This is a genomic window from Agromyces larvae (genome assembly GCF_022811705.1).
Classification (GTDB): Bacteria; Actinomycetota; Actinomycetes; order Actinomycetales; family Microbacteriaceae; genus Agromyces; species Agromyces larvae.
Window position 1 is genome coordinate 3,789,379 of the sequence record NZ_CP094528.1, and the last position, 22,522, is coordinate 3,811,900.

12 protein-coding genes are annotated in these 22,522 nt (G+C 67.3%); all 12 read left to right on the forward strand.

Translation table 11 applies throughout. The features are described from left to right. Positions 1–374: 374 nt before the first annotated feature. The 12 genes from MTO99_RS17960 (at position 375) to MTO99_RS18015 (ending at position 22,496) form a co-directional block, all read left to right on the forward strand. Positions 375–1,013, forward strand: a complete 639-nt coding sequence (locus MTO99_RS17960) for a hypothetical protein (RefSeq protein ID WP_243555542.1) — start codon at positions 375–377, stop codon at positions 1,011–1,013. 132 nt (positions 1,014–1,145) lie between these two features. After that, complete coding sequence (locus MTO99_RS17965; RefSeq protein ID WP_243555544.1) at positions 1,146–4,016, forward strand: carbohydrate binding domain-containing protein; 2,871 nt, start codon at positions 1,146–1,148, stop codon at positions 4,014–4,016. A gap of 88 nt (positions 4,017–4,104) precedes the next feature. Further along, positions 4,105–7,089 (forward strand): family 43 glycosylhydrolase, encoded by a 2,985-nt coding sequence (locus MTO99_RS17970; RefSeq protein ID WP_243555546.1) that lies wholly within the window; start codon positions 4,105–4,107, stop codon positions 7,087–7,089. Positions 7,090–7,183: 94 nt separating this feature from the next. Beyond that, a complete protein-coding gene (locus MTO99_RS17975) occupies positions 7,184–11,314 on the forward strand; it encodes a beta-L-arabinofuranosidase domain-containing protein (RefSeq protein WP_243555548.1) in 4,131 nt (1,376 codons plus the stop codon). 81 nt (positions 11,315–11,395) lie between these two features. Further along, positions 11,396–13,486: a bacterial Ig-like domain-containing protein gene (locus MTO99_RS17980; protein ID WP_243555549.1), complete on the forward strand. Its 2,091-nt coding sequence runs from the start codon at positions 11,396–11,398 to the stop codon at positions 13,484–13,486. Between the two features lie 250 nt (positions 13,487–13,736). Then, positions 13,737–14,813, forward strand: coding sequence for a DUF916 domain-containing protein (locus MTO99_RS17985; RefSeq protein ID WP_243555550.1), 1,077 nt, complete (start codon positions 13,737–13,739; stop codon positions 14,811–14,813). 31 nt (positions 14,814–14,844) lie between these two features. Further along, positions 14,845–15,852, forward strand: a complete 1,008-nt coding sequence (locus MTO99_RS17990) for a LacI family DNA-binding transcriptional regulator (RefSeq protein WP_256461054.1) — start codon at positions 14,845–14,847, stop codon at positions 15,850–15,852. Beyond that, positions 15,849–17,393, forward strand: coding sequence for a sugar ABC transporter ATP-binding protein (locus MTO99_RS17995; RefSeq protein WP_243555552.1), 1,545 nt, complete (start codon positions 15,849–15,851; stop codon positions 17,391–17,393). The genes MTO99_RS17990 and MTO99_RS17995 overlap by 4 nt, the downstream gene beginning before the upstream one ends. A 186-nt stretch (positions 17,394–17,579) precedes the next feature. Further along, entirely contained in the window at positions 17,580–18,584 is a 1,005-nt protein-coding gene (locus MTO99_RS18000; protein ID WP_243555553.1) for an ABC transporter substrate-binding protein, read from the forward strand. Between the two features lie 137 nt (positions 18,585–18,721). Then, positions 18,722–20,353, forward strand: coding sequence for a sugar ABC transporter ATP-binding protein (locus MTO99_RS18005; protein ID WP_243555554.1), 1,632 nt, complete (start codon positions 18,722–18,724; stop codon positions 20,351–20,353). Further along, complete coding sequence (locus MTO99_RS18010) at positions 20,350–21,444, forward strand: ABC transporter permease (protein ID WP_243555555.1); 1,095 nt, start codon at positions 20,350–20,352, stop codon at positions 21,442–21,444. Before MTO99_RS18005 ends, MTO99_RS18010 begins: the two co-directional genes overlap by 4 nt. Further along, the gene (locus MTO99_RS18015) at positions 21,441–22,496 is read left to right on the forward strand and encodes an ABC transporter permease (protein WP_243555556.1); all 1,056 of its coding nucleotides are present in this window, start codon (positions 21,441–21,443) and stop codon (positions 22,494–22,496) included. The genes MTO99_RS18010 and MTO99_RS18015 overlap by 4 nt, the downstream gene beginning before the upstream one ends. The last annotated feature ends 26 nt before the right edge of the window (positions 22,497–22,522 follow it).

The following is a 22,522-nucleotide window of genomic DNA, read 5'->3' on the forward strand; positions in this document are numbered from 1 at the left end:
GCTGCGGTCGGTCCAGCCGGGCGGTTGGGCGGGCCGCAGCAGCCGAGAGCTCGACCGGCACGGTGCCGTTCGGCGACCCCGCGACCGCACCGATCAGTCATCGTGCGGCCGGATGTTACCGGAAACAACAGCGGAAATCCAACGTTTTCTTTGATGTGCGCCGTGCCTCTGGAGGGTCTGGCGTGTTCGGTCGGCGCTGTGCTAGCTTCTGGCGTTACCGGTAACAAACAGCAACTCCGCGGCCCGTGGTGGGGTCGTGAATTCGGCAAGGGTGCCGACCTCGGTCGTGAATCTGAGCCGTGATGTCGAGCGTGCCAGCGTGTGCTGGTTCGTGTGGAACGGTTCGGCACGAGTGTCGACCGAGGACTGGAGAGATGATGATGAGCAAGGGCGCTGCATTTCGGGTGGCGACGGGTGTGGTCGGCGGGTTGTTGCTCGTCGGGGTCGGGGGGGCGGCGTTCGCCGACTATCCCGACCCTGAGAGCGGTTCGAGTGTCGAGGTGAACGTCGACATCGCGGCGGTCGAGAACGGTGCGCTGAGCCTCACGGTCGATGCCGGCGCGACGTCGCTGTCGGAGACGGACTCGACTGCCGAGCACCGTCAGTTCACCGGAACGCTGCCGAACGTCACGGTCACCGACACCCGTTCGAATGTGCCTGCCGGGGTGTACTGGTACGTCACCGGTCAGGCGGGCGACTTCGTCGGTGCGAACGGGCAGCCGGGCATCACGGCCGACCACCTGGGCTGGACGCCCGCCATGGTGGGCGCCGCGAACGGGGATGACGTGATCGAGGGCCCGCAGGTGGACACCTCGCTCGACCCGGTGGGTCCGAACAACGTGGGCATCGGCGGCGAAGAGCTCCTGCAGCTGAACCTGACGGACTCGCAGAGCGCCGCGGTCGTGGGGCAGTGGACGGCGAACGCCGAGCTGGTGCTGAAGACCCCGGTCGACGTCGCTCCCGGCAGCTACAGCTCCACCCTCACCCTGTCGCTGTTCGAAGACGCACTCTGAGCCCTCTGCGCTCGGCGGTTCCGGCAATCGGAATCGCGGTCCCGTCGAGGACATCCGTACCCCATATGAGCAAAGGAGATCATCATGGCAACACAGAGCGTGCGTGAGCGCGCACGGCAACGGAGCAGAGCGGTGGCAGTGGCCGCCGGCGGGGCGCTGACCCTGTCTGCGCTCGTCGCCCTCCCCGCACTGTCGGGAGCAGCCGCAGGAGCCAACATCGTGGCGAACCCCGGCTTCGAAGACGGTGCCACCGGTTGGTCGGCCAGCGGCGGAACGTTCGCGCTGAGCGACGACGCGGCCTCGGGCGAGTCGAGCGGCTCGCTGTCGAACCGTGCGAACTTCTGGGAGGGACTCCGCGGTACCCTCCTGGAGCCTCTCGCGCATGACGGCGAATACCGCGTCACGGCGCAGGTGAAGCACACCGAGGGCAACGCCACCGAGCCGTTCGGCTTCGCATTCTGTCCGGCCTCCGGGGGCTGTGTGGCTGCGCCCAATGCGATCAAGAGCCTGCCGAAAGACGGGTGGCAGACCTACACCGTCGACTTCGTGCCGAAGGAATCCTCGTACTACACCGAAGCGAGCGCCTCGGTCGTCTTCGACCACTTCCAGTTCGAGACGCCATGGTCGTCAACGGTTCCGTTCCTGATCGACGACGTGACGGTTGAGCGGCTGGACTCGCCCTCGGGTGTGCTGCCGGACGGCGCCTTCGAGGACGGGAGCTTCGACGGCTGGTACCTCGTCGACGACGGTCGCACCGGTGAGCTCGCACTGAGCGCGCCGGGCGTCGACTCCGAGCACGCGCTGAAGGTGACCGGACGCGGGCAGACCAACACCGGCCCGGCCGCCGACGTCGAGGGCAAGCTGGAGCCCGGTGCGACCTACCGACTGGCCGCCGACCTCAAGTACACCGGCGGCAACGCCACGCAGCAGTTCGCGTTCACGCTGTGCGACGACGGGTTCACGTACGGCGTGTGCCAGAACGCCGTGACCAAGACGGTGAACCAGGGCGAGTGGACCGACTTCTCGGGCGAGTTCGTCGCGAACCCGCAGGCGGCGCCGCAGTGGAAGAATGCGTTCTTCGAGACGGCGTGGAAGGAGACGCCCGAAGCAGCCGACCTGGTCGACTTCGAGATCGACAACGTCTCGCTGATCAAGGTGAAAGACGCTCCGGATGACGCGGTGCAGACGGATGTCGAGAACATCCAGACCAAGCCGGTCGGCGACCACAACCCGCTGATGGGGCACAAGTTCGGGGCGGACCCGCACCACGTGATCTTCAACGACCGTCTGTACATCTACTCCACGAGCGACGACCAGCAGTACCGCACGGCGGAGAAACAGGAGAACGGGCTTCCGGTGCGCGACGGCGGGTACGACCGCATCAACCACCTGAACGTCATCTCGACGGACGACATGGTCAACTGGGTCGACCACGGCGAGGTTCCGGTGGCGGGTCTCGACGGCGTCGCGAAGTGGGCCGGCAACTCCTGGGCTCCGGCTGCCGTCTCGGCCGACTTCGACGGCGACGGAGAGGAAGAGGTCTACCTCTACTTCTGCAACGGCGGCGCCGGCACCGGCGTCATCGTCGGCGACTCGCCGGTGAGCGGCTGGGAAGACCCGAACGGCAAGATGCTGATCTCGCAGGGCAACCCGATCCAGTTCCCGTCGGGCATGTGGCTGTTCGATCCCGAGATCTTCGTCGATGACGATGACCAGCCCTACCTGTACTTCGGCGGCAACTGGGACTTCGCGAAGGACCCGTACCACCCGAAGTCGACGCGTGTGGTGAAGCTCGACAAGAACGACCCGACGAAGCTCGCGGACCCGACCGGCGCCGGAATCCAGGTCATCGATGGACCCGGCATGTTCGAGGCATCCTCGATGTTCAAGCACGACGGTAAGTACTACTACTCGTACTCCTCGAACTTCTCGCTCGGCAACTCGCAGTACGCCGACAAGAAGCTCGCGGGCCAGGCCTACCCGGGCAACGGTGAGATCGCGTACATGATGACCGACGACCCGATGAACCTCACGCGTGACAAGTTCGCCGGCACGGCGTTCGCGTCGCACGGCAAGTGGTTCCCGGGCTCGGGCGGCAACAACCACTCCGACATGTTCGAGTACCAGGGCAAGACGTACTTCACCTACCACACCCAGGTCGCCGGACTCGCGTGGGGCAAGGCGCTCAACAACGGGCAAGTGGTGAACTATCGCAGCGTGCACCTCGACGAGTTGGAGTTCAACGACGACGGCACGATCAAGGAGGTCGTGGGCACCAACGCGGGAGTCGACCAGATCAAGGACTTCGACCCGTACCGTACGTTCGAAGCCGAGACCCTGGCCTGGCAGCTCGGGGTTCGTACCGAGGGAATCGACACCCCCGCGGTGGAGTTCCCGAAGCACAACGGCGACGGCAACACCGTGCTGACGAACATCGACGACGGCGACTTCACCGGCATCTCGCAGGCCGACTTCGCCGACGGCGCCGCCACGGTGACCGCCCGGGTCAAGCCGCTCGTCGCGGGCGGCTCGATCGAAGTGCGTCTCGATTCCGAGACCGGCCCCGTCGTGTCCACGATCGCTGTGGACACGCCCGTCGGCGAGTGGGGCGAGGTCAGCGCCGAGGTCACCGGGGCGACCGGCGTGCACGACCTGTTCTTCGTGTTCCACGGTGCTGAAGGCGAGCGGCTCCTGCAGGTCGACAACTGGTCGTTCGAGCAGGGCGCGTCGACTCCGGCGACGCTCGAGATCACCACGTCGACCCGCTGCGCGGCAGGCAAGGAAGTGCTCGTGACCACCGTCACGAACCTCTCCGACGCCCCCGTCGTCGCGACGGTCGAGACGCCGTACGGAACGAAGGCGAACGTGTCGCTCGCGGTCGGTGAGCACTCGTCGCAGTCGTTCATGACTCGCAAGGTCAGCATCGCCGCGGGCGAGGTCACGGCGACACCCGCCGAGGGTGATGCGGTGACCGCCCAGTACGAGGCAGCCAGCTGCGGCTGAGCAACAGGAGCGCGGGCGGCGGATGGACTCCGCCGCCCGCGCCCCGCAACAGTGACACTCGCCATCCGCATGGATTGAGGAGACAACGTTGTCGAAGGCACTGCACCCGTTCGCTCGACTCGCATCGGGCACGACCGCGCGCGGACACCGCGCGCTCGACGCCCGAAGCGGCGTCGTCATGCGCTCCACCGCCATCGTCGCCGCCGCCGTGGTCGGTGCCGGCCTGCTGATGAGCGAGCCCGCCCAGGCGGCACCCGAGGGGTGGAACCCCGATTCCTCGTATACCTCGACCGACAAAGGCGACGGCACCTACAGCGTGCCCCTGTTCAACGCCGACGTCCCCGACGTCTCGGTCGAGCGTCTTCCCGCCGCTGAGAACGACGAGGGTCGCGATATCTACTACATGATCAGCACCACGATGCACCTCAGCCCCGGGGCGCCGATCATGAAGTCCTACGATCTCGTGAACTGGGAGATCGTCAACTACGTCTTCGACCGTGCCGACATCAGCGACTCGTCATCGCTGCGCAACGGTCAGACCTCGTACGGCCAAGGCCAGTGGGCCTCGTCGCTGCGCTATCACGACGGCAGATGGTACGTCGCGTTCAACACGAACAACCTCGGCGGGTCGTACCTCTACACCACCGACGACATTGACGCGGGCAGCTGGGACCGCGTGAAACTGCCTGGCACCTACCACGACCCGTCGCTGTTCTTCGATCTCGACGGCACCCCGTACATCTTCTACGGGTCCGGTTCGACGAGCGCCGTGCGGCTGAGCGACGACTTCACCCAGGTTCTCGAGACCTACTCGCAGATCATCAGGCCGGCGGACTACCCCGGCGCGCCGGTCGGCGGGCTCTTCGAAGGCGCGCAGGTGCAGTACATCGACGGCAAGTACTACATCGTCATCATCACCTGGCCGTCGGGCCAGAGCCGCCAGGTCGTCCTGTTCCGCTCCGACCAGTTGCTCGGCCGGTACTCGACCGAGGACGGCAGCAACCCGTACGAGGCGAAGGGCGTGCTGAACTCCAGCGGCTTCGCACAGGGGAGCCTCGTGCCGGTCGAGGACGAGGACGGCAACGTCAACTGGGACGGCTTCTTCTTCCGCGACAACTTCCCGATCGGGCGCATCCCGGCGCTCATCCCCGCGACGTGGGGCGAGGACGGCTGGCCCGTGTTCGGCGACAACGGCAGCGTCCCGGTCAACGGCACGTTCGCGAAGCACATCCGCCTCAGCCCCGAGGAGGAGCGGTACGAGCGACAGAAGAGCCTCGTCGTCTCCGACGACTTCACCAACGACGCTCCCGACCGTGCCTACATGCACGAGGACTGGACCATCCCAGAGGGTCCCGACGTCGACGAGTCGCTCATCGGCGTCGAGCTCTTCCAGAACCCCGGGTTCGAGAACGGCGCCGAAGGGTGGACCGTCAACGACACGGCGACGATCACTCCGACGACGGATGCCACGTCGGGGGCGGGAGCGCTGCGGGTGACGGGGCGCACCACCACGGGCTCCGGTCCGGCCCAGGACGTGTCCGGGAAGGTGCAGCACGACGTCACGTACGACATCTCGGCGAAGATCAAGTACGACAACCCGCTCAGCCCGGCGACGAAGCAATTCTTCATCACGGCGCGGTACGGCAGCAGCACGTTCACGAACCTCGCCACAGTGACGGCGACCCGCGGAGCGTGGGCGACCATCTCGGGCAGCTTCAACGTGCCGGCCAGCCAGTCGCTCTCGTCGATGCGGATCTTCGTCGAGACGCCGTGGACGAGCAACGCGAACGCGCAGGCCGCGCCCGACACCCACCTCATGGACTTCACGGTGGACGACCTGTCATTGCGGGGGCGTGCGAGCGAGGTCGAACTCCCCAACGCGGGCGAGATCGCGCCAAACGGATCGCGCCTGGCCCTCCAGTGGGAGTGGAACCACGCGCCCGACAACCGGTACTGGTCGCTGACCGATCGCGAGGGCTGGCTCCGACTCACCACCGGCAAGACCGTTACGGGCGACTTCAAGCACTGGAAGCTCGCGAACGACGACGAGCTCACCTACCTCGAGGAGGCGCGGAACACCCTCTCGCAGCGCACCTTCGGGCCGCGGCAGTCGGTGGAGACCAAGCTCGACATCTCGGGCATGAAGGACGGGGATGTCGCGGGGCTCGCCGCGTACAACCGCGGGTTCTCCTACGTCGCCGTCAAGCGCGTCGACGGGGTGAACACCGTCGGGGTGGTGAACCGTGTGCAGCCCTTCGCGGCCACGATCGACCAGGACGCGATCGAGGCGTTCCTCCCCGGCACGATGGCAACCCTGGGCTCGGCGTCCGAGGTGCACCTGAAGGCCGACCTCGACTTCGCCTCGCCGACCGGGCAGCTGTGGACGACCTTCTTCTACAGCCTCGACGGCCTCACGTGGACGAAGCTGGGCGATCGCGTCGGCCCCCAGACGCTCGACGGAACGCTCTCGCACTTCATGGGCCACCGGGTCGGCCTGTTCGACTACGCGACCCTCGAGGCCGGCGGCCACGTGGACTTCGACCACTTCCTGTTGAGCGACACCCTGACCTCCCAGGGCCTTCCGCTCGACACCACCGACCTCGATGCGGCGATCGCCCACGCGGCGACCCTCGACCCGGCGGACTACCCGGCGGCCGAGTGGGAGGAGCTGCAGAATGTCCTGACGGCGGCCACGTCCGCGCGGTCGGGCACCCTCGGCACGCAGAACCAGATCGACGCGCCCGAGCGGGCGCTGAGCCTGCAGCTCGCGCGCCTGGCGGTGCTCGCCGACGGAACCGGCGGCGCCCCCGACGTGAGCGTCGCGACCACCACGCGCTGCGTGGCGGGCAAGGAGGTGCTGGTGGCGACGGTCACGAACGAGACCGACGGCCCGCTGACCGCGACCGTCGAGACCGCGTACGGGTCGAAGGCGAACGTGGCGCTCGAGCCCGGCGAGCCCGTGTCGCAGTCCTTCTCCACCCGTCGGGCGAGCATGCCCGAGGGGGAGGTGACCGTGACGCCCGAGGGGGGCGACGCGGTGACCGTGGAGTACCCAGCCGCCAACTGCGGCTGACCGCCGGCGGGGCGCGATCCCGGATGGTCCGGGATCGCGCCCCGCCGACCAGGAGCACGTCGATCCCTTCAACGAGGAAGCAGGAGCGCATCACATGAACCCGACGACATCCGCGTCGCCTCGGACGCGCGCGATCCGCGCGATCTCGTCGGTCACGGTCGGGCTGTTCCTGGCCACGGCCGCGGCGACGATCGCATACGCGGAGAGCGCCCTGTCGGTCGGCCCGCCCGTACTCGACCTCGGATTCGAGGGCGACGTCACCGACTCGAGCGAGTTCGCCCACCCGGTGCAGCTGAAGTCCCCGAACGGCGGTGTGCCGAGCGCCGCCTTCGTCGACGGCGTCGTCGACGGCAGTTCGGCGATCAAGCTGAGCGGGTCCACCTACCTCGACCTGGGCAGCAGCGAGACGCTGCTGCCGCAGAGCCTCAGCCTGTCGTTCTGGTTGCACCCCGACACGGCGATGAGCGGCGAGGAGATCATCACCTGGAACAAGACCGCCTACAACAGCGACGGCTTCTACGTCTCCTCCGAGAGCGACACCTCGCCGCTGGCGGTCTCGATCGGACCGTCCACCGGGCAGCCGTACAAAGTGGCGGCCCAGGGCCTGACCAGGTCGCAATTCTTCCCCGTCGGCCAGTGGACGCACGTGGTCATCACCTTCGACGCGACCTCCAAGGCGGTGCTCATCTACCGCAACGGCGTGCGGGTGCAGACCAACGTCGCGTACCCGGTCGGCGAAACCGCGTCGGGCGTCATCGACGCCGGAGCGGCGGTCCCGAAGACCATCGGGTACAACGGCCCGAACTACAACGGCGCCTTCCTGCACACCACCCTCGACGAGTACGCGCTCTACGCCGGGGCCGCCGACGTGCACGACGTCGCCGCGCTCTACGAGGCAGGAGGCGGCACGATCGACAAGGAGCAGATCGCCCGGGACGACGCCGGAGACCTGAACGTGCCCGAGTCGACGCTCGTCAGCCTCGCCCTGCAGACCACGGGCAGCCGCGGCTCGGACATCACCTGGTCGTCGTCGGACCCGTCGGTGATCGAGGCGGACGGCACCGTGCACCTCCCCGAAGAGGGAGCCGACGATGTGACGGTGACGTTGACGGCCACCGTCCGATACGCGGGCGGTCCGGCCACCACGAGGGACTTCGCGGTCGTGGTGAACGCGCCCACCGAGACCCTCTCCGACTCCGGCCTCGAGGTGCTGCTCTCGGACGACTACCTCGCGAACGGCATGGCGAAGGAGCACGAGTACCTGCTCTCGCTGAGCTCCGACAAGTTCCTGTACTGGTTCTACCGGACCGCCGGCCTCACTCCGCCCACGACGAGCGGCTACGGCGGCTGGGAGAACGGGAGCAGCAACCAGAACTTCCGCGGTCACGCGTTCGGCCACTACATTTCGGCGCTGTCGATGTCGTATGCGGCGGCGACGGATCCGCAGACCAAGCAGGACCTCCTCGCGCAGATCGACGCCGCCGTCTCGGGGCTCGAAGAGGTGCAGGCCTCCTACGACGGCACCGCGCAGGAGGGCTACCTCGCGCCGTTCCGGCCGTCGGCCCTCGATGCGGTCGAAGGTCGGGGAACCTCCGACGACCCCGTGATCGTGCCGTACTACAACCTGCACAAGGTGCTCGCAGGCCTGCTCGACGTCGTGCGCTACGCCCCGGAGGCGCTCGGCGAACGCGCGCTGACCGTGGCGGAGAGCTGGGGCGAGTACCTCTACGGCCGCATGTCGACCCTGCAGCACAAGGCGCAGATGCGCGGCACCGAGTACGGCGGCATGAACGAGGCGCTGTACGAGCTGTTCGATCTGACCGGCAACCCGCACGTCAAGGTCGCGGCGGAGGCATTCGACGACATCCGCCTCTTCCAGCGGCTCGCCGCGGGCGAGGACTTCCTCAGCGGGAATCATGCGAACACGATGATCCCGAAGATCATCGGCGCGTTGAAGCGGTACACGGTGTTCACGCAGAACCCCGACCACGCCGCCATGCTGACGGCGACCGAGCAGCAGGAGCTCGGCATGTACCTGACGGCTGCGCAGAACTTCTGGCGGATCGTGACGGAGCACCACAGCTACGCGACGGGTGCGAACAGCCAGTCGGAGCACTTCCACGGGCCGGACACGCTGTACCAGTACGCCACCCAGATGGGCGAGGTCGGCAACCCGCAGACCGCCGAGACCTGCAACGTGTACAACATGCTCAAGCTCTCGCGCGAGCTGTTCAAGCTGACCCGGGACGTGAAGTACGCGGACTTCTACGAGACCGCGTACATCAACGACATCCTCTCGTCGCAGAACCCCGACACCGGGATGACGACCTACTTCCAGGCGATGGCACCCGGCTACACGAAGCTGTACTCGATGCCGTTCACCGATTTCTGGTGCTGCACCGGCTCGGGCATGGAGAACTTCTCGAAGCTCGGCGATTCGATCTACTTCACCGGTTCCAGATCGGTGTGGGTGAACATGTTCTTCAGTTCGTCGTTCTCGTACGGGAGGGCGAACCTGAAGGTGACACAGTCGGCCGACATGCCGAACAGCGACACGGTGACGTTCGACATCGCGGCCGCCGACGGCGGCTCCGTGGCATCCGATGCCGAATTGCGGCTGCGGGTGCCCGAGTGGATCGGCGGAGCCCCCACCGTCACGGTCAACGGCTCGGAGATCGACCCAGAGATCGTCGAGGGCTACGTCATGCTCACCGGGCTGGAGGCCGGGGATCGCGTCACCTACCGGATGCCGATGAGGGTCGTCGCGATCGCCACCCCCGACAACCCCGACTTCGTGGCGTTCAAGTACGGACCGATGCTGCTCAGCGCCGGTGTCGGCACGAAGAACCTCTCGGCCTACACCCCGGTCGGCATCGGGGTGCGCGTGCCGCGGCTGGACCCGGACGCGCTCTCGACCTTGGTCGTCGCGAGGGGCACCTCCGCAGACTGGATCGGCGCCGTCGAGACCCACCTCCAGCGGATCGAGGACTCGGCCGACGGGCAGGTGCAGTTCGAGGTGCACGGCACCTCGAATGCCGACGGCACGCTGTTCACCCCGCACTACCTGCGCCACGACGAGCGGTATGCGCTCTACGTGACGGTCGAGTCGCCCGATTCGCCGGCGGCGCAGCAGCGCATCCTCGACGCCAAGCTCGAGACCCGCGTCTCCGAGATGTACATCGACTCGCTGACGACCTTCGACAACAACAACTTCGAAGCGGAGAAGAACAAGAAGTCGTCGGGCAACTCGACGGTGGGCACCTTCAACGGGCGCCAGTACCGCGACGCGAGCGACACCGGATGGTTCAGCTGGGACCTCGAGGTCGACCCCGAGGCGCTGCCGAACCACCTGGCGGTCACCTACTACTCGGGCGACAACGGGCGCACGTTCGACCTGTACGTCAACGACGTCAAGCTGAAGACGGAGCGCATCACGAACGCGGCGGGCGCCGGCCGGTTCTACCAGCAGGTCGACCGGATCCCCGACGAGCACATCACGGGCCCGAACGTGCGACACAAGGTCGACGCCCTCGGCAACGAGGTTCGCGACGAGCACGGCGACCCTATCCCCGTCGTGACGGTCCGCTTCCAGGCCACCGGCGGCTTCGCCGGCGGCGTGTTCGGCATCGCCACCAGCCGACCGCAGGAGTACGACACGACGTCGACCCTGAAGGCGCTCACCTTCACCGGCGGCACGCTCGATCACGCGTTCGAGCCCTCGCGCACCGAGTACGTCCTGACGGTGCCCGAGGGCACGGAGGCGGTGAGCTTCGACGCCGACCCGGTCAAGGCGAGCGGACTCGTCAAGGTCGGCGACATCCTCATCGACGACACGAAACCCCGCGAGGTGCCGCTCGCCGGTGGCGAGGACACCGTGCTGACGATCGACTCGTTCGCGCAGGACCACACGTCGAAGACGAGCTACACCGTGACGATCCGCGAGGGGGAGGCGTCCGCGCCGACCCTGGAGGCGACCGTGACGACCCGCTGCGTGGCCGGCAAGGAGGTGCTCGTCACGACGGTCCGGAACGTGTCGGACGAGCCGGTGATCGCGACGGTCGAGACGTCCTACGGCGCGAAGGCGAACATGTCGATCGCGGCCGGCGCCGCCGCGTCGCAGTCGTTCACGACGCGCCGGGCGAGCATCCCGGCGGGGGAGGTGACCGTGACGCCCGACGCGGGCGAGGCGGTGACGGTGCAGTACGCAGCCGCGAGCTGCGGCTAGGGAGCGGATGCGGGCGGTGGAGTGTTCCACCGCCCGCAGCCGCTTCCGCCCATGAAGGGGGACGAATGAGATGAGGAGAGCATGAGTGCGTTCTTGAGCCTGCAGCGCAGCAGGCGTGGCGGGGCTGCTCGATCCGGCCGCATCGTCGGCGGTGCGGCGGCGGCCGCGCTGCTGGCGTCGGTGCTGGTGTCGGCGGGGGCGGGTGCGGCGGGTGCCGCCGCAGGCAACGAGGCGGCGGAGCTCCTGGCGCAGATCGAGATCCCGAACGTGGGCGACGTGCGGGGGAGCGTCTACCTGCCGCCGGAGGTCGGCGGATTCGCGGTGGACTGGCAGTCCTCCGACCCGGCCGTCGTCACCGACGAGGCCGAGGGCGAGATCGCCGCCGGGGTCGTCACGCGACCGACCGACGGGCAGCCGGCGGTGGTGACGATGACGGCGTGCACGACCGTCGTCTACATCCACGGCTGTCGTGACATCCAGCTGACCGTGCGCCCCGCCGTCGGCGAGCTCGCCGACCCGAAGGGGTACGGGATGGTGACGTTCCAGAATTCGGCGTCGGAGAAGATCTACGGCGCGACCAGCGTCGGCAACGACGCCCTGACGTGGGAGGCCACGAACGGCGGCGACCCGATGTTCACGTCCGGGCTGGGGTCGACGGGCCTGCGCGACCCGTCGATCGTGCGTTCGCCCGAGGGCGACAAGTACTACATGGTCGCCACCGACCTGTGGACGCAGGACCCGCAGTTCAACGCCAAGGGCGGATGGGGCTGGGCGCAGACGGGCGGCAGCCGGGCCATCGAGGTGTGGGAGTCCGACGACCTGAAGACCTGGTCGAACCAGCGCCACATCAACGTGAACACGTCGCCCGAGACCGGCATGACGTTCGCGCCCGAGGCGATCTGGGACCCCGAGATCCAGCAGTACGTCGTGTACTGGTCGTCGGCGATCTACGCCGACGGCACGTACTACACGACGGATCCGAACGACCCCAACCGCCGCGAGACGGACTCGCTGAAGTGGGGCCGCAACGTCACCTACTACGTGACGACCCGCGACTTCGTGCACTTCTCGGACTCGAAGCGGATGTACGACCGGTGCGGCACGGACGGCTGCGCGTGGGACAAGGGCTTCGGGAACCTCGACCCGATGATCGTGTTCAACCCCGACGACGGCTACTACTACCGCGCCGTGCAGGATCGGTGGGACAAGATCTTCGATCGCCTCTACCCCGACTGCGCGCAGACGACCACCGACCTGTACATCGAGCGATCCACGTCGATCCTGGCGCCGGCCGAGGACTGGGAGCTGCTCGGCGGATGCCTCACGATCGACGCCATCAACGGGGCCGGCCTCGGGACCGCCTCGTACAACGAGGGTCCGAACATGGTCAAGGCGAACGCGGGCGACGTGAACGGCCAGGGCTTCTACCTGATGGCCGACGGCGGCTGGACGGGCACGGACGGCACCCGGCATCAGGGGCTGCAGCCGTACTTCGCGACCGACATCGCCAGCGGCGACTTCGCCGCGTCGCTGAAGTGGAACCCGCCGCAGTTCACCGGCCAGCGCGCGCCGCGCGCCGCCCACGGCCATGTGTTCGCCGCCACGGCGGCCGAGCACGCCGCCTTCCGCGGCGCCGAGCTGGAGGGACTGTCCGTGAAGACGGCGCCCGCGAAGACGACGTACGTCGCCGGCGAGGCGCTCGACCTCACCGGGCTGGAGCTCGAGGCCGCCTACTCGGACGGCCAGCCCGGCATCGAGATCACGGAGGGCTTCGGCGGGTACACCGTGTCGGGGTACGACCCGAACACCACGGGGGCGCAGCAAGTGACCGCGTCGTTCACGGTCGCCGGGGTGACCGAGACGGCGACGTTCGACGTCTTCGTCACCGTCGCGGACCCATCCGTGCAGATCACGGCGACGACGCGGTGCGTCGCGGGTCGTGTCGTGCTGGCCACCACCGTGAAGAACACGACGGAGACGGAGGTCTCGGTCGACGTGCTCACCCCCTACGGCGACAAGACGGCGGTGACGATCGCCGCGAGCACGAACGCGAGTCAGGTGTTCGTCACCCGTCAGGCGGAGATCTCGCCTGGCAGTGTCAGCGCCGTCGTGGGGCCCGCCTCCGAAGGGAACCAGTCGTCGTCGTTGTTCGCCGCCGCCAGCTGCCGGTGAGGTGTGTCCACACCAGCGGCCGGAACGGATCGGTTGCCCCATGCGTCGGGTGTTTCCGGTAACATTTCGGAAGGGAGTTCCTGGCCTGTGGTCGGGTCGTACATGTTCGGCGAGGATGCCGACCTCGGTCGTGATCTGAGCCGTGTTGTCAGGCGTACCAGCCCGGGGCTGGCACGGAGAGGTTCGGCTGGTCCCGGCCGAGGAACTGGAGAGATGATGAGCAAGGGTGCTGCGTTCGCTGACTATTCCGATGAAGACGCACCCTGAGCACGTGGTCGCGCCACTCTGTTCCCGGGTGATCGCCGCCATCGCCGTCCTTCTCTCGGTCGGTGCCGGCGGCGTGCTCGCCGGCACCTCGTCGGCCGCAGCGGCGGACGAGCCGCCCGTCTCGTGGTCGGTGGCGCCCGCCGGCGCCGACGGGCCGGACGGCCGTTTCTCGGTCGAGCACGAGATCGAGGCGGGCCGGAGCATCGACGACTTCTTCGCAGTGCGCAACCTCGGCGGCGAAGCGGCAACGTTCGCGCTGTCGGCCGCGGACGGTTTCTACAACGACAACGGCCGTTTCGACATGCTGTCGTCGGACCGGGAATCGGTCGATTCGGGCACCTGGATCGCCCTGCCGGACTCGGTCACCGTCGCCGCGGGAGACACAGTCGTCGTGCCGTTCACGATCTCGGTTCCCGGGAACGCGGAGCCGGGAGACCATGCCGCCGGCATCGCCGCCTCGGTGATGTCGACCAGTTCGGGTGACGGTGCCTCGGTCGGCATCGAAAGCCGGGTCGGGTTCCGCGTGATGACCAGGGTCGCGGGCGAACTCGCGCCGGCACTCTCGGTCGGGCACGTGATCGCCGACTACCGCACCTCGTGGAACCCCCTCCGGCCCGGCGACATCACCGTCTCGTTCGAGGTGGTGAACGAGGGCAACACCCGGCTCTCGCTCGGAGGGATGGTCGCGATCGCCGGGCACGAGACCGCATTCCCCGCATCGACCGACCGCGCCCAGGACGTTCTGCCGGGCGAGGGGCATGTCTTCACGGTCGAGATCGACAGGGTATGGCCGCTGTTCATGTTTCCCGGAGAAGTCACCGTCTCGCCGACCGTGACCACCGCAGACGGCGCGATGACGACGGTGGCGCCGAGTTCGGCATCGCTGTTCGTATGGGCGATGCCGTGGCCTCAATTGCTGGTGCTCGCGGGGCTGGCGCTCCTCGTGCTCGCGCTCGTCTGGCGACGGGGCCGCTCGAAGCGCCGGGTCGACGCGATGGTGTCGGCGGCACGCGAAGAGGGGCGTCGTGAACGTGGCTCGCTGATCACGCCGAACCCATAGGCTGGTGCGCGTGAGTGACCTCGAGACGGGGATGCGCCCCGAGAAGCTCGGCATCCGCGAGGTCGCCGCGCTCGCCGGCGTGTCGCACATGACCGTCTCGCGGGTGCTGAACGGGCATCCCAACATCCGCCCCGCCACCCGGCAGCGCGTCCTCGACGTCATCCAGCAGCTGGACTTCAAGCCGAACAGCGCGGCGCGTGCGCTGGCAACCCAGCGCACGCAGCGCATCGGCGTGATCGTAGACAGTTCCGTGGAGTTCGGGCCCACCAGCACGCTGCGCGGCATCGAGCTGGCCGCGCGATCGGGCGGCTACTCCGTGGCCTCGGTGGCCGTGCAGGACGACGAGAACCTGACGCCGGAGGGAGCCGTGAGTCATCTGATCGCCGAAGGCGTCGACGCACTCTGCATCGTCGCCCCGCGCTCGTCTTCGGTATCCGCCCTGCGTCGCATCTCGATCGACGTGCCCGTGCTCGTCGTCAAGGCTGCGAAGGACCCGAACTTCCTCACCGTAAGTGTCGACCAGCAGCTCGGCACGACGCTCGCCGTCGACCATCTCGTGTCTCTGGGGCACCGCGACATCCTGCACCTCGCCGGGCCCCTCGACTGGCTGGACGCCCGCGGCCGCGAGCGCGCCTTCCACACGCGCATCGAGCAGTGGGGGGTGAAGGCGCGGCCGATCGTCGTCGGCGACTGGACCGCGGACTTCGGCTACGACTACGCGGTGAACCTCAAGGGGATCCCCGAGTACACAGCCATGTTCGTCGCGAACGACGAGATGGCATTCGGGGTCGTGCACGGCTTCCACGACCGGGGCATTCGCGTGCCCGAGGACGTCAGCGTCGTCGGGTTCGATGATCTGCCGCTTTCGCGGCACTTCATCCCGCCCCTCACGACGGTCAGACAGGACTTCCACGCGCTCGGGATCAAAGCGATGGAGGTGTTGCGTGCCGCACTCGAGGGGCGCGAGATCCCGCAGCGATCGAAGATTCCGAGTGAGCTGGTCATACGCTCGTCGACGGCATCGCCGAGGGTCCGATGACCACTTCGGATGCCTCCCGGCGGCCGGTCGTCGAGATGACGGGGATCACCGTCGAGATCGATGGTACGGCTGTGCTGCGCGACGTCGATCTGAGCCTGCACCCGGGCGAGATCCACGCGCTCATGGGCGGTAACGGCGCGGGCAAGTCCTCGCTCGTCAAGGCGCTCACAGGTGCGTACCGCATTAGCGCCGGCGACCTGTACATCTCGGGGGAGCAGGTCGTCCTCTCCGGTCCGGCCGAGGCTGGGGCGGCCGGCATCGCGGCCGCATTCCAGGATGTCGATCTGTGCGGCAACCTCTCGATCGCCGAGAACGTGATGATCGGTCATGAGGAACGCCGGTGGTACGGCATCTCCTGGGGCCGGACGCGGCGCCGAGCGGTCGCGGTGCTCGATGAACTCGGGCTCGGCGATCTCGATCCCCGGCGTGCAGTGTCGACGCTGTCGCCCGCGATACAGCAGCTCGTCGCCATCGCGCGTGCGATGGTCACGCATCCGAAGGTGCTCGTCCTCGATGAACCCACGTCGAGCCTCGACGCCGAGGAGGTGGCGACCCTGTTCCGGGCGCTGCGGAGGCTTCGCGACCACGGCGTGGCGATCCTCTTCGTCTCGCACTTTCTCGAGCAGGTCTACGCGATCAGCGACCGCATCACCGTGCTGCGCGACGGCGTGGGGCAGGGCGAGTATCCGACCCGGGAACTCGACCGGGCAGTACTCATATCGAAGATGATCGGCAAAGATCTGACCGAGCTGCGCCGTATCGGTTCGGAGCGCCGCGCGCACCGCGCCGATCCCACGGGCGAGCCGGTCTTCAAAGCGATCGACGTCGGTCGGCGCGGTGAGTTCCAGCCGACCGATTTCGAACTGCACCGTGGCGAGGTCGTCGGTCTCGGAGGATTGCGCGGCTCCGGGCGGAGTGAGTTCGGGCAACTCCTCGCCGGAGTGGTGCGGCACGACACGGGCACGATTCAGATCGACGGCGTCCGGGTCGCCCTCTCGAATCCGGCGGCGGCGCTGCGACGTCGTATCGCCTTCGCGAGCGAGGATCGTCGCGACGGCGGCATCATCGAAGAGCTGAGCGTGCGCGACAACATCATCCTCGCGCTGCAGGGAATCCGAGGTTGGGCGCGGCCCATCTCGCGCGCCGAGCGCGATGCACTCGTCGATCGGTTCATGGAGTCGCTGTTCATCGTCGCTCCCGGCCCCGGGGTGCCCGCCAAGCAGCTCTCGGGCGGGAACCAGCAGAAGGTATTGCTTGCGCGCTGGCTTGCCACGAACCCGCACGTTCTCGTGCTCGACGAGCCGACGCGCGGCGTCGACATCGCCGCGAAGGTCGAGATCCAGGCCCGCGTGGCCGAAATGGCGCGCGCGGGCGTGGCGGTCGTCTTCATCTCCTCCGAGCTCGATGAGGTCGTTCGGCTCAGCGATCGCATCGCGATCCTCAAGGACCGCCGGAAGATCGGCGAGGTGAGCAACGGACCGGGACTGAGCGTCGACACGATCATCGAGATGATCGCGGCCGACGACGAAGACGACGCATAGCATCCGTTCTTCCGCAACCTGTACCGGAATGTTATGTTTCCGGGAACAACGCGGCTTGCGTTCCGGATTTTGTTCCCGGTAACATCTTGCCAGCGGATGCACCGGGCATCCCGCAATCACTCGAACGTCCGCACGGCGGACTTCCGTAGCCGGCGCACCCGTGCCGGATCTCAAGGAGGAGATCACATGTCAGTTCAGAGGCGGTTCACGAAGGTCCTCGGCCTGGCGGCCGTCGGCGCCCTCACCATCGGCCTGGCCGCATGCGCGACCGGGGGCGGCGACAGCGACAACGGATCCGGCGGTGGTGAGGGCGAACTCACCACCATCGGCTTCGTGGCGGTCGGCCCCGAGGGCGCCTGGCGCGAGGCGAACGAGACGAACATCCAGGACACCTTCACCGAAGAGGCCGGCTTCGACCTCAAGTACGCACCGGCGACCAACCTCGACCAGAAGTCGCAGATCGACGCCTTCACGTCGTTCGTCGACGAGGGCGTCGACGTCATCCTCCTGTCGGCCACCGAGGCATCCGGCTGGGAGGACTCGCTCGAGCGTGCGCAGGAGGCGGAGATCCCCGTCATCCTGCTCGACCGCGGCATCGAGCCCGACGACACGAGCCTCTACGTCACCCGCATCGCCCCCGACAACGTCGAGGTCGCGAAGGCGGTCGGTGCCTGGGCGGTGGAGCAGTTCCCCGACGGGGGCAACTACATCACGCTCGAGGGCCCGGCCGGTGTCAGCGTCGTGAACGAGCGCAACGACGGCTGGAACCAGTCGGTCGAGGGGTCGAAGCTCGTCCAGGTTGCGGCGCAGACCGCGAACTGGTCGGCTGAAGAGGGCAAGAGCGTCACCGAGACGCTGCTCAAGGCGAACAACAACAACGTCCAGCTGATCTTCGCGCAGAACGACGAGATGGGCCTCGGTGCAGCCCAGGCGGTCGAAGAGGCGGGGCTCAAGCCGGGAACCGACGTCAAGATCGCCACGATCGACGGCACCAAGGCCGCCATCCAGGCGCTCGCCGACGGGCAGCTCAGCTTCGTGCACGAGTACAACCCGCTGTTCGGGGAGACCGCGCTCGAAGTCGTGAAGAAGACGCTCGCCGGCGAGTCGGTCGAGTCCTACATCATCGTGCCGAGCGAAGCATTCGATTCGCCCGAGGCTGCCCAGGCAGTGCTCGCCGACCGCAAGTACTGAGTACTGACGGTCGGGTCGCCGCAGCACGCTGCGGCGCACGGCACCTTCGGTGCGGGGTCTGCTACTCGAGGGACCCCGCACCGTCATCTTGATCGGCCGGTCGCCCCGTTGCGGTCGGAGCACAGAATGCGACTGTCATGAGTGAAGCTCTACCCATCGTGGAGATGCGCGGCATCTCCATCGAGTTCCCGGGCGTGAAAGCGCTGGACGGCGTGGATTTCCGTCTGTTCCAAGGCGAGGTCCACGCGCTGATGGGCGAGAACGGCGCCGGGAAATCGACGCTGATCAAGGCCCTCACCGGGGTCTACAAGATCGACAGCGGCTCCATCGTGGTTTCCGGTCAGGAACGTCAGTTCCACGGCACGGGCGATGCGCAGAACGCCGGCATCTCGACCGTGTACCAAGAGGTGAACCTGGTCGCGAATCTCTCGATCGGCGAGAACGTGATGCTCGGCCACGAGGTGCGCGGGGTGTTCGGCGTCAACTGGCGGGCGACGCATGCGGCCGCGACCGAAGCGCTCGCCCGACTCGGGCTCGAGCATCTCGACACGCACCGGCCGTTGTCGTCCCTGTCGATCGCGATGCAGCAACTCGTCGCGATCAGCCGGGCGATGGCGATCAAGGCGAAGGTGCTGATCCTCGACGAACCCACGTCGAGCCTCGACGCGGCCGAGGTCGAGGGCCTGTTCCGGGTCATGCGCTCGCTCCGCGACCAGGGCGTCGCGATCCTCTTCGTGTCGCACTTCCTCGATCAGATCTACGCCATCAGCGATCGCCTCACGATTCTGCGCAACGGGCGGTACGAGGGCGAACACCTCACGCGCGACCTCGATCGGCACGCTCTCATCTCGACGATGATCGGCAAGGACCTCGGTGCGCTCTCCTCGCTCGGCGGCAACCGACGTGTCGAGGAGCGCGACTACGCCACCGAGGCGCCACTTCTCACCGCGAAGGGGGTGGGCCGTCGTGGTTCGATCGAGCCCACCGACCTCGACCTCCATCGCGGCGAGGTCGTCGGTTTCGCCGGCCTCCTGGGCTCGGGCCGAACGGAACTCGCCCGCCTCCTCTACGGCGCCGACCGGGCGGAACAGGGAGAACTCACCCTGCACGGCAAGCTCATCGACATCAAGTCCCCATCAGATGGACTCGCCAAGCACATCGCCTTCTCGACCGAGAACCGTCGCGACGAGGGCATCATCGCGGATCTCACGGTGCGCGAGAACCTGATTCTCGCGGTGCAGGCGGAGCGCGGTTGGGCCCGTCCGATCCCGCGCAAAGAGCAGGACGAAATCGTGCAGCGGTACATCACCGCGCTGAATGTGCGGCCGACTGAACCGAACCGCCTGATCCGAAACCTCTCGGGCGGCAATCAGCAGAAGGTCCTGCTCGGTCGTTGGCTCGCGACGAAGCCCGAATTGCTCATCCTCGACGAACCAACGCGCGGCATCGATGTCGGAGCCAAGGCCGAGATTCAGGAGGCCGTCGCTCAGCTCGCCGAAGACGGCGTCTCGGTCGTCTTCATCTCGTCCGAGTTGGAAGAGGTCGTGCGTTTGAGCGAGCGCATCGTCGTACTCAAAGACCACCAGAAGATCGGGGAGATCGTGAACGGTCCCGGTGTCACCGCGCAACAGGTCGTCGACGTCATCGCGGCGCACGGTGTCGAGGCCTCGGTCGAGGGTGGCATCATCGATGCCGAGGAGGGACTCCACCCGACCGGGGATCTGCACCCGACCCCGCATACTCCCGCCCCGGCGGAGGAGGAATCATGAGCCGAGCAGCTCGAATCGCCTGGCTGCGAGAACTGATCCGCAAGCCGTTCTTCTGGGGCGTGATCGCGATCCTCGCGCTCCTCGCCCTCAACGTTCTCAAAGACCCGAATTATCTCTCCATCACGGTGAACCCCGCGAACGGCAACCTCGTCGGCAACGTGATCGACATCATCCGGGCGTCGGCACCGATCCTCATGATCGCGGTCGGCATGTCGCTCGTCATCGCGACCGGTGGTATCGATCTCTCGGTCGGCTCGTTGATGGCCGTCTCAGGTGCTGTGGCGATGGTCTTCATGAAGGAGGCGGGCCAGTCGGGTTCCGTGGGCGTGGCGCTGGGAGCCATCGGGCTCGCGCTGCTCGTCAGCGCCGTGCTCGGCGCGCTCAACGGCGTGCTAGTCGCCTACGTCGGCCTGCAACCGTTCATCAGCACGCTCATCATGATGCTCGCGGGCCGCGGCATCGCAAAGGTCATCACTGAAGGCCAGAACACGTCGGCGAGCAACGAGCCGTTCCGATGGATCGCGAACGGCTTCGTGCTCGGGCTTCCGGTCGTCTTCCTCCTCGCGATCGCGATCGTCGTCATCGTCGGACTCGTGGTGCGGCGCAGCGCTCTCGGTCTCATGATCGAGGCGATCGGCATCAATCCGAAGGCGAGTCGCATGGCGGGCATCAAGCCGAGTGGCCTGTTGCTCACCGTCTATGTTCTGAGCGCGGTGCTCGCCGGCATTGCCGGCATCATGTCGGTCGGCACCGTCATGACGGTCGATGTCTCTCGCACCGGCTACCAGATGGAGCTCGACGCGATTCTCGCGGTCGTCATCGGCGGCACTTCGCTCGCGGGCGGCAAGTTCTCGATCGGCGGTGCCGCGGTCGGCGCACTGCTCATCGCCACCCTCGACAAGACCATCGTGTTCCTCGGCATCTCGTCGTCGGCGACCCCCGCGTTCAAGGCGATCGTGATCGTCCTGCTGTGCCTGCTGCAGTCGCAGCGGCTGCGGAGCTGGTTCGTTCAACGGCGCAGGCCCCCACGGCTGCGGCCCGATCCCGAGTCCGTTCCGTCACAGCAGGAGAAGCAGGAGGTGACGGCATGACCGCCGTACAGACCCCTCGCGCCGACGCGCCGGCCGAGGCATCCGCTGCGTCGAAGCTCATCGACCGTGGGAAGCGGGTCGTTTCGTCCAACCCGTCGGTGCTGCCCACGCTCGCGGCGATCGTGATCTTCGTCGCCATGGTGATCTACGGCGAGGTGGCGTACGGCCGCATCGTGCAGTACAACACGCTGTCGAACCTCCTGATCAACAACGCACACCTGATCATCCTCGCCGTGGCGATGACGTTCGTGATCCTCACCGGCGGCATCGATCTCTCGGTCGGATCGGTCATCGCGATTTCGAGCGTCGCCGGCGTCATGCTCGCCAATGCGGGCTGGAACCCCTGGGTCGTGATCCTCCTGATGGTGCTGATCGGCGCGGCGTTCGGCCTCGCCAGCGGCATCCTGATCCAGTACTTCAATGTGCAGCCCTTCATCGCGACGCTCGCCATGATGTTCCTCGGCCGTGGACTCGCATCGCTGCTCAGCACGCAACCCGAGCGGCTCGCCGACGACTCGCCGATCCTCTGGCTCGGCGAGCAGTTCAAGGTGATCGACGGTGAGAAGGTCAACGACGTGGTCGTCACACCGGGCGTGATCATCGCCGTCCTCGTCGTGCTGATCGCGTTCTTCGTGCTGCACCGCACACGCACCGGCCGCACGGTGTACGCGATCGGCGGCTCCGAGAACTCGGCGGCGCTGATGGGCCTCACCGTGCCGCGCACCAAGGTGCTCGTCTACGTCATCAGTGGCACCCTGTCGGGTGTCGCCGCCGTGGTCTACACCTCGCGTCTGGGCATCGCACAGAACATCACCGGCATCGGCTGGGAGCTCGACGCGATCGCCGCGACCGTCATCGGGGGCACGCTGCTGACCGGCGGGTACGGCTACGTGCTCGGGTCGGTGGTCGGCGCGCTCGTGCTCGGCCTGATGAACGTGCTGATCACCCGCGACGGTGGAATCCCGCCCGAGATGACGACGATCATCACGGGCGGCATCCTGCTCGTGTTCGTGCTGCTGCAGCGTGCGGTGACCTCCAAACGACGTACCTGAGTCGAGAACGCAGCCGCCCGACTGAT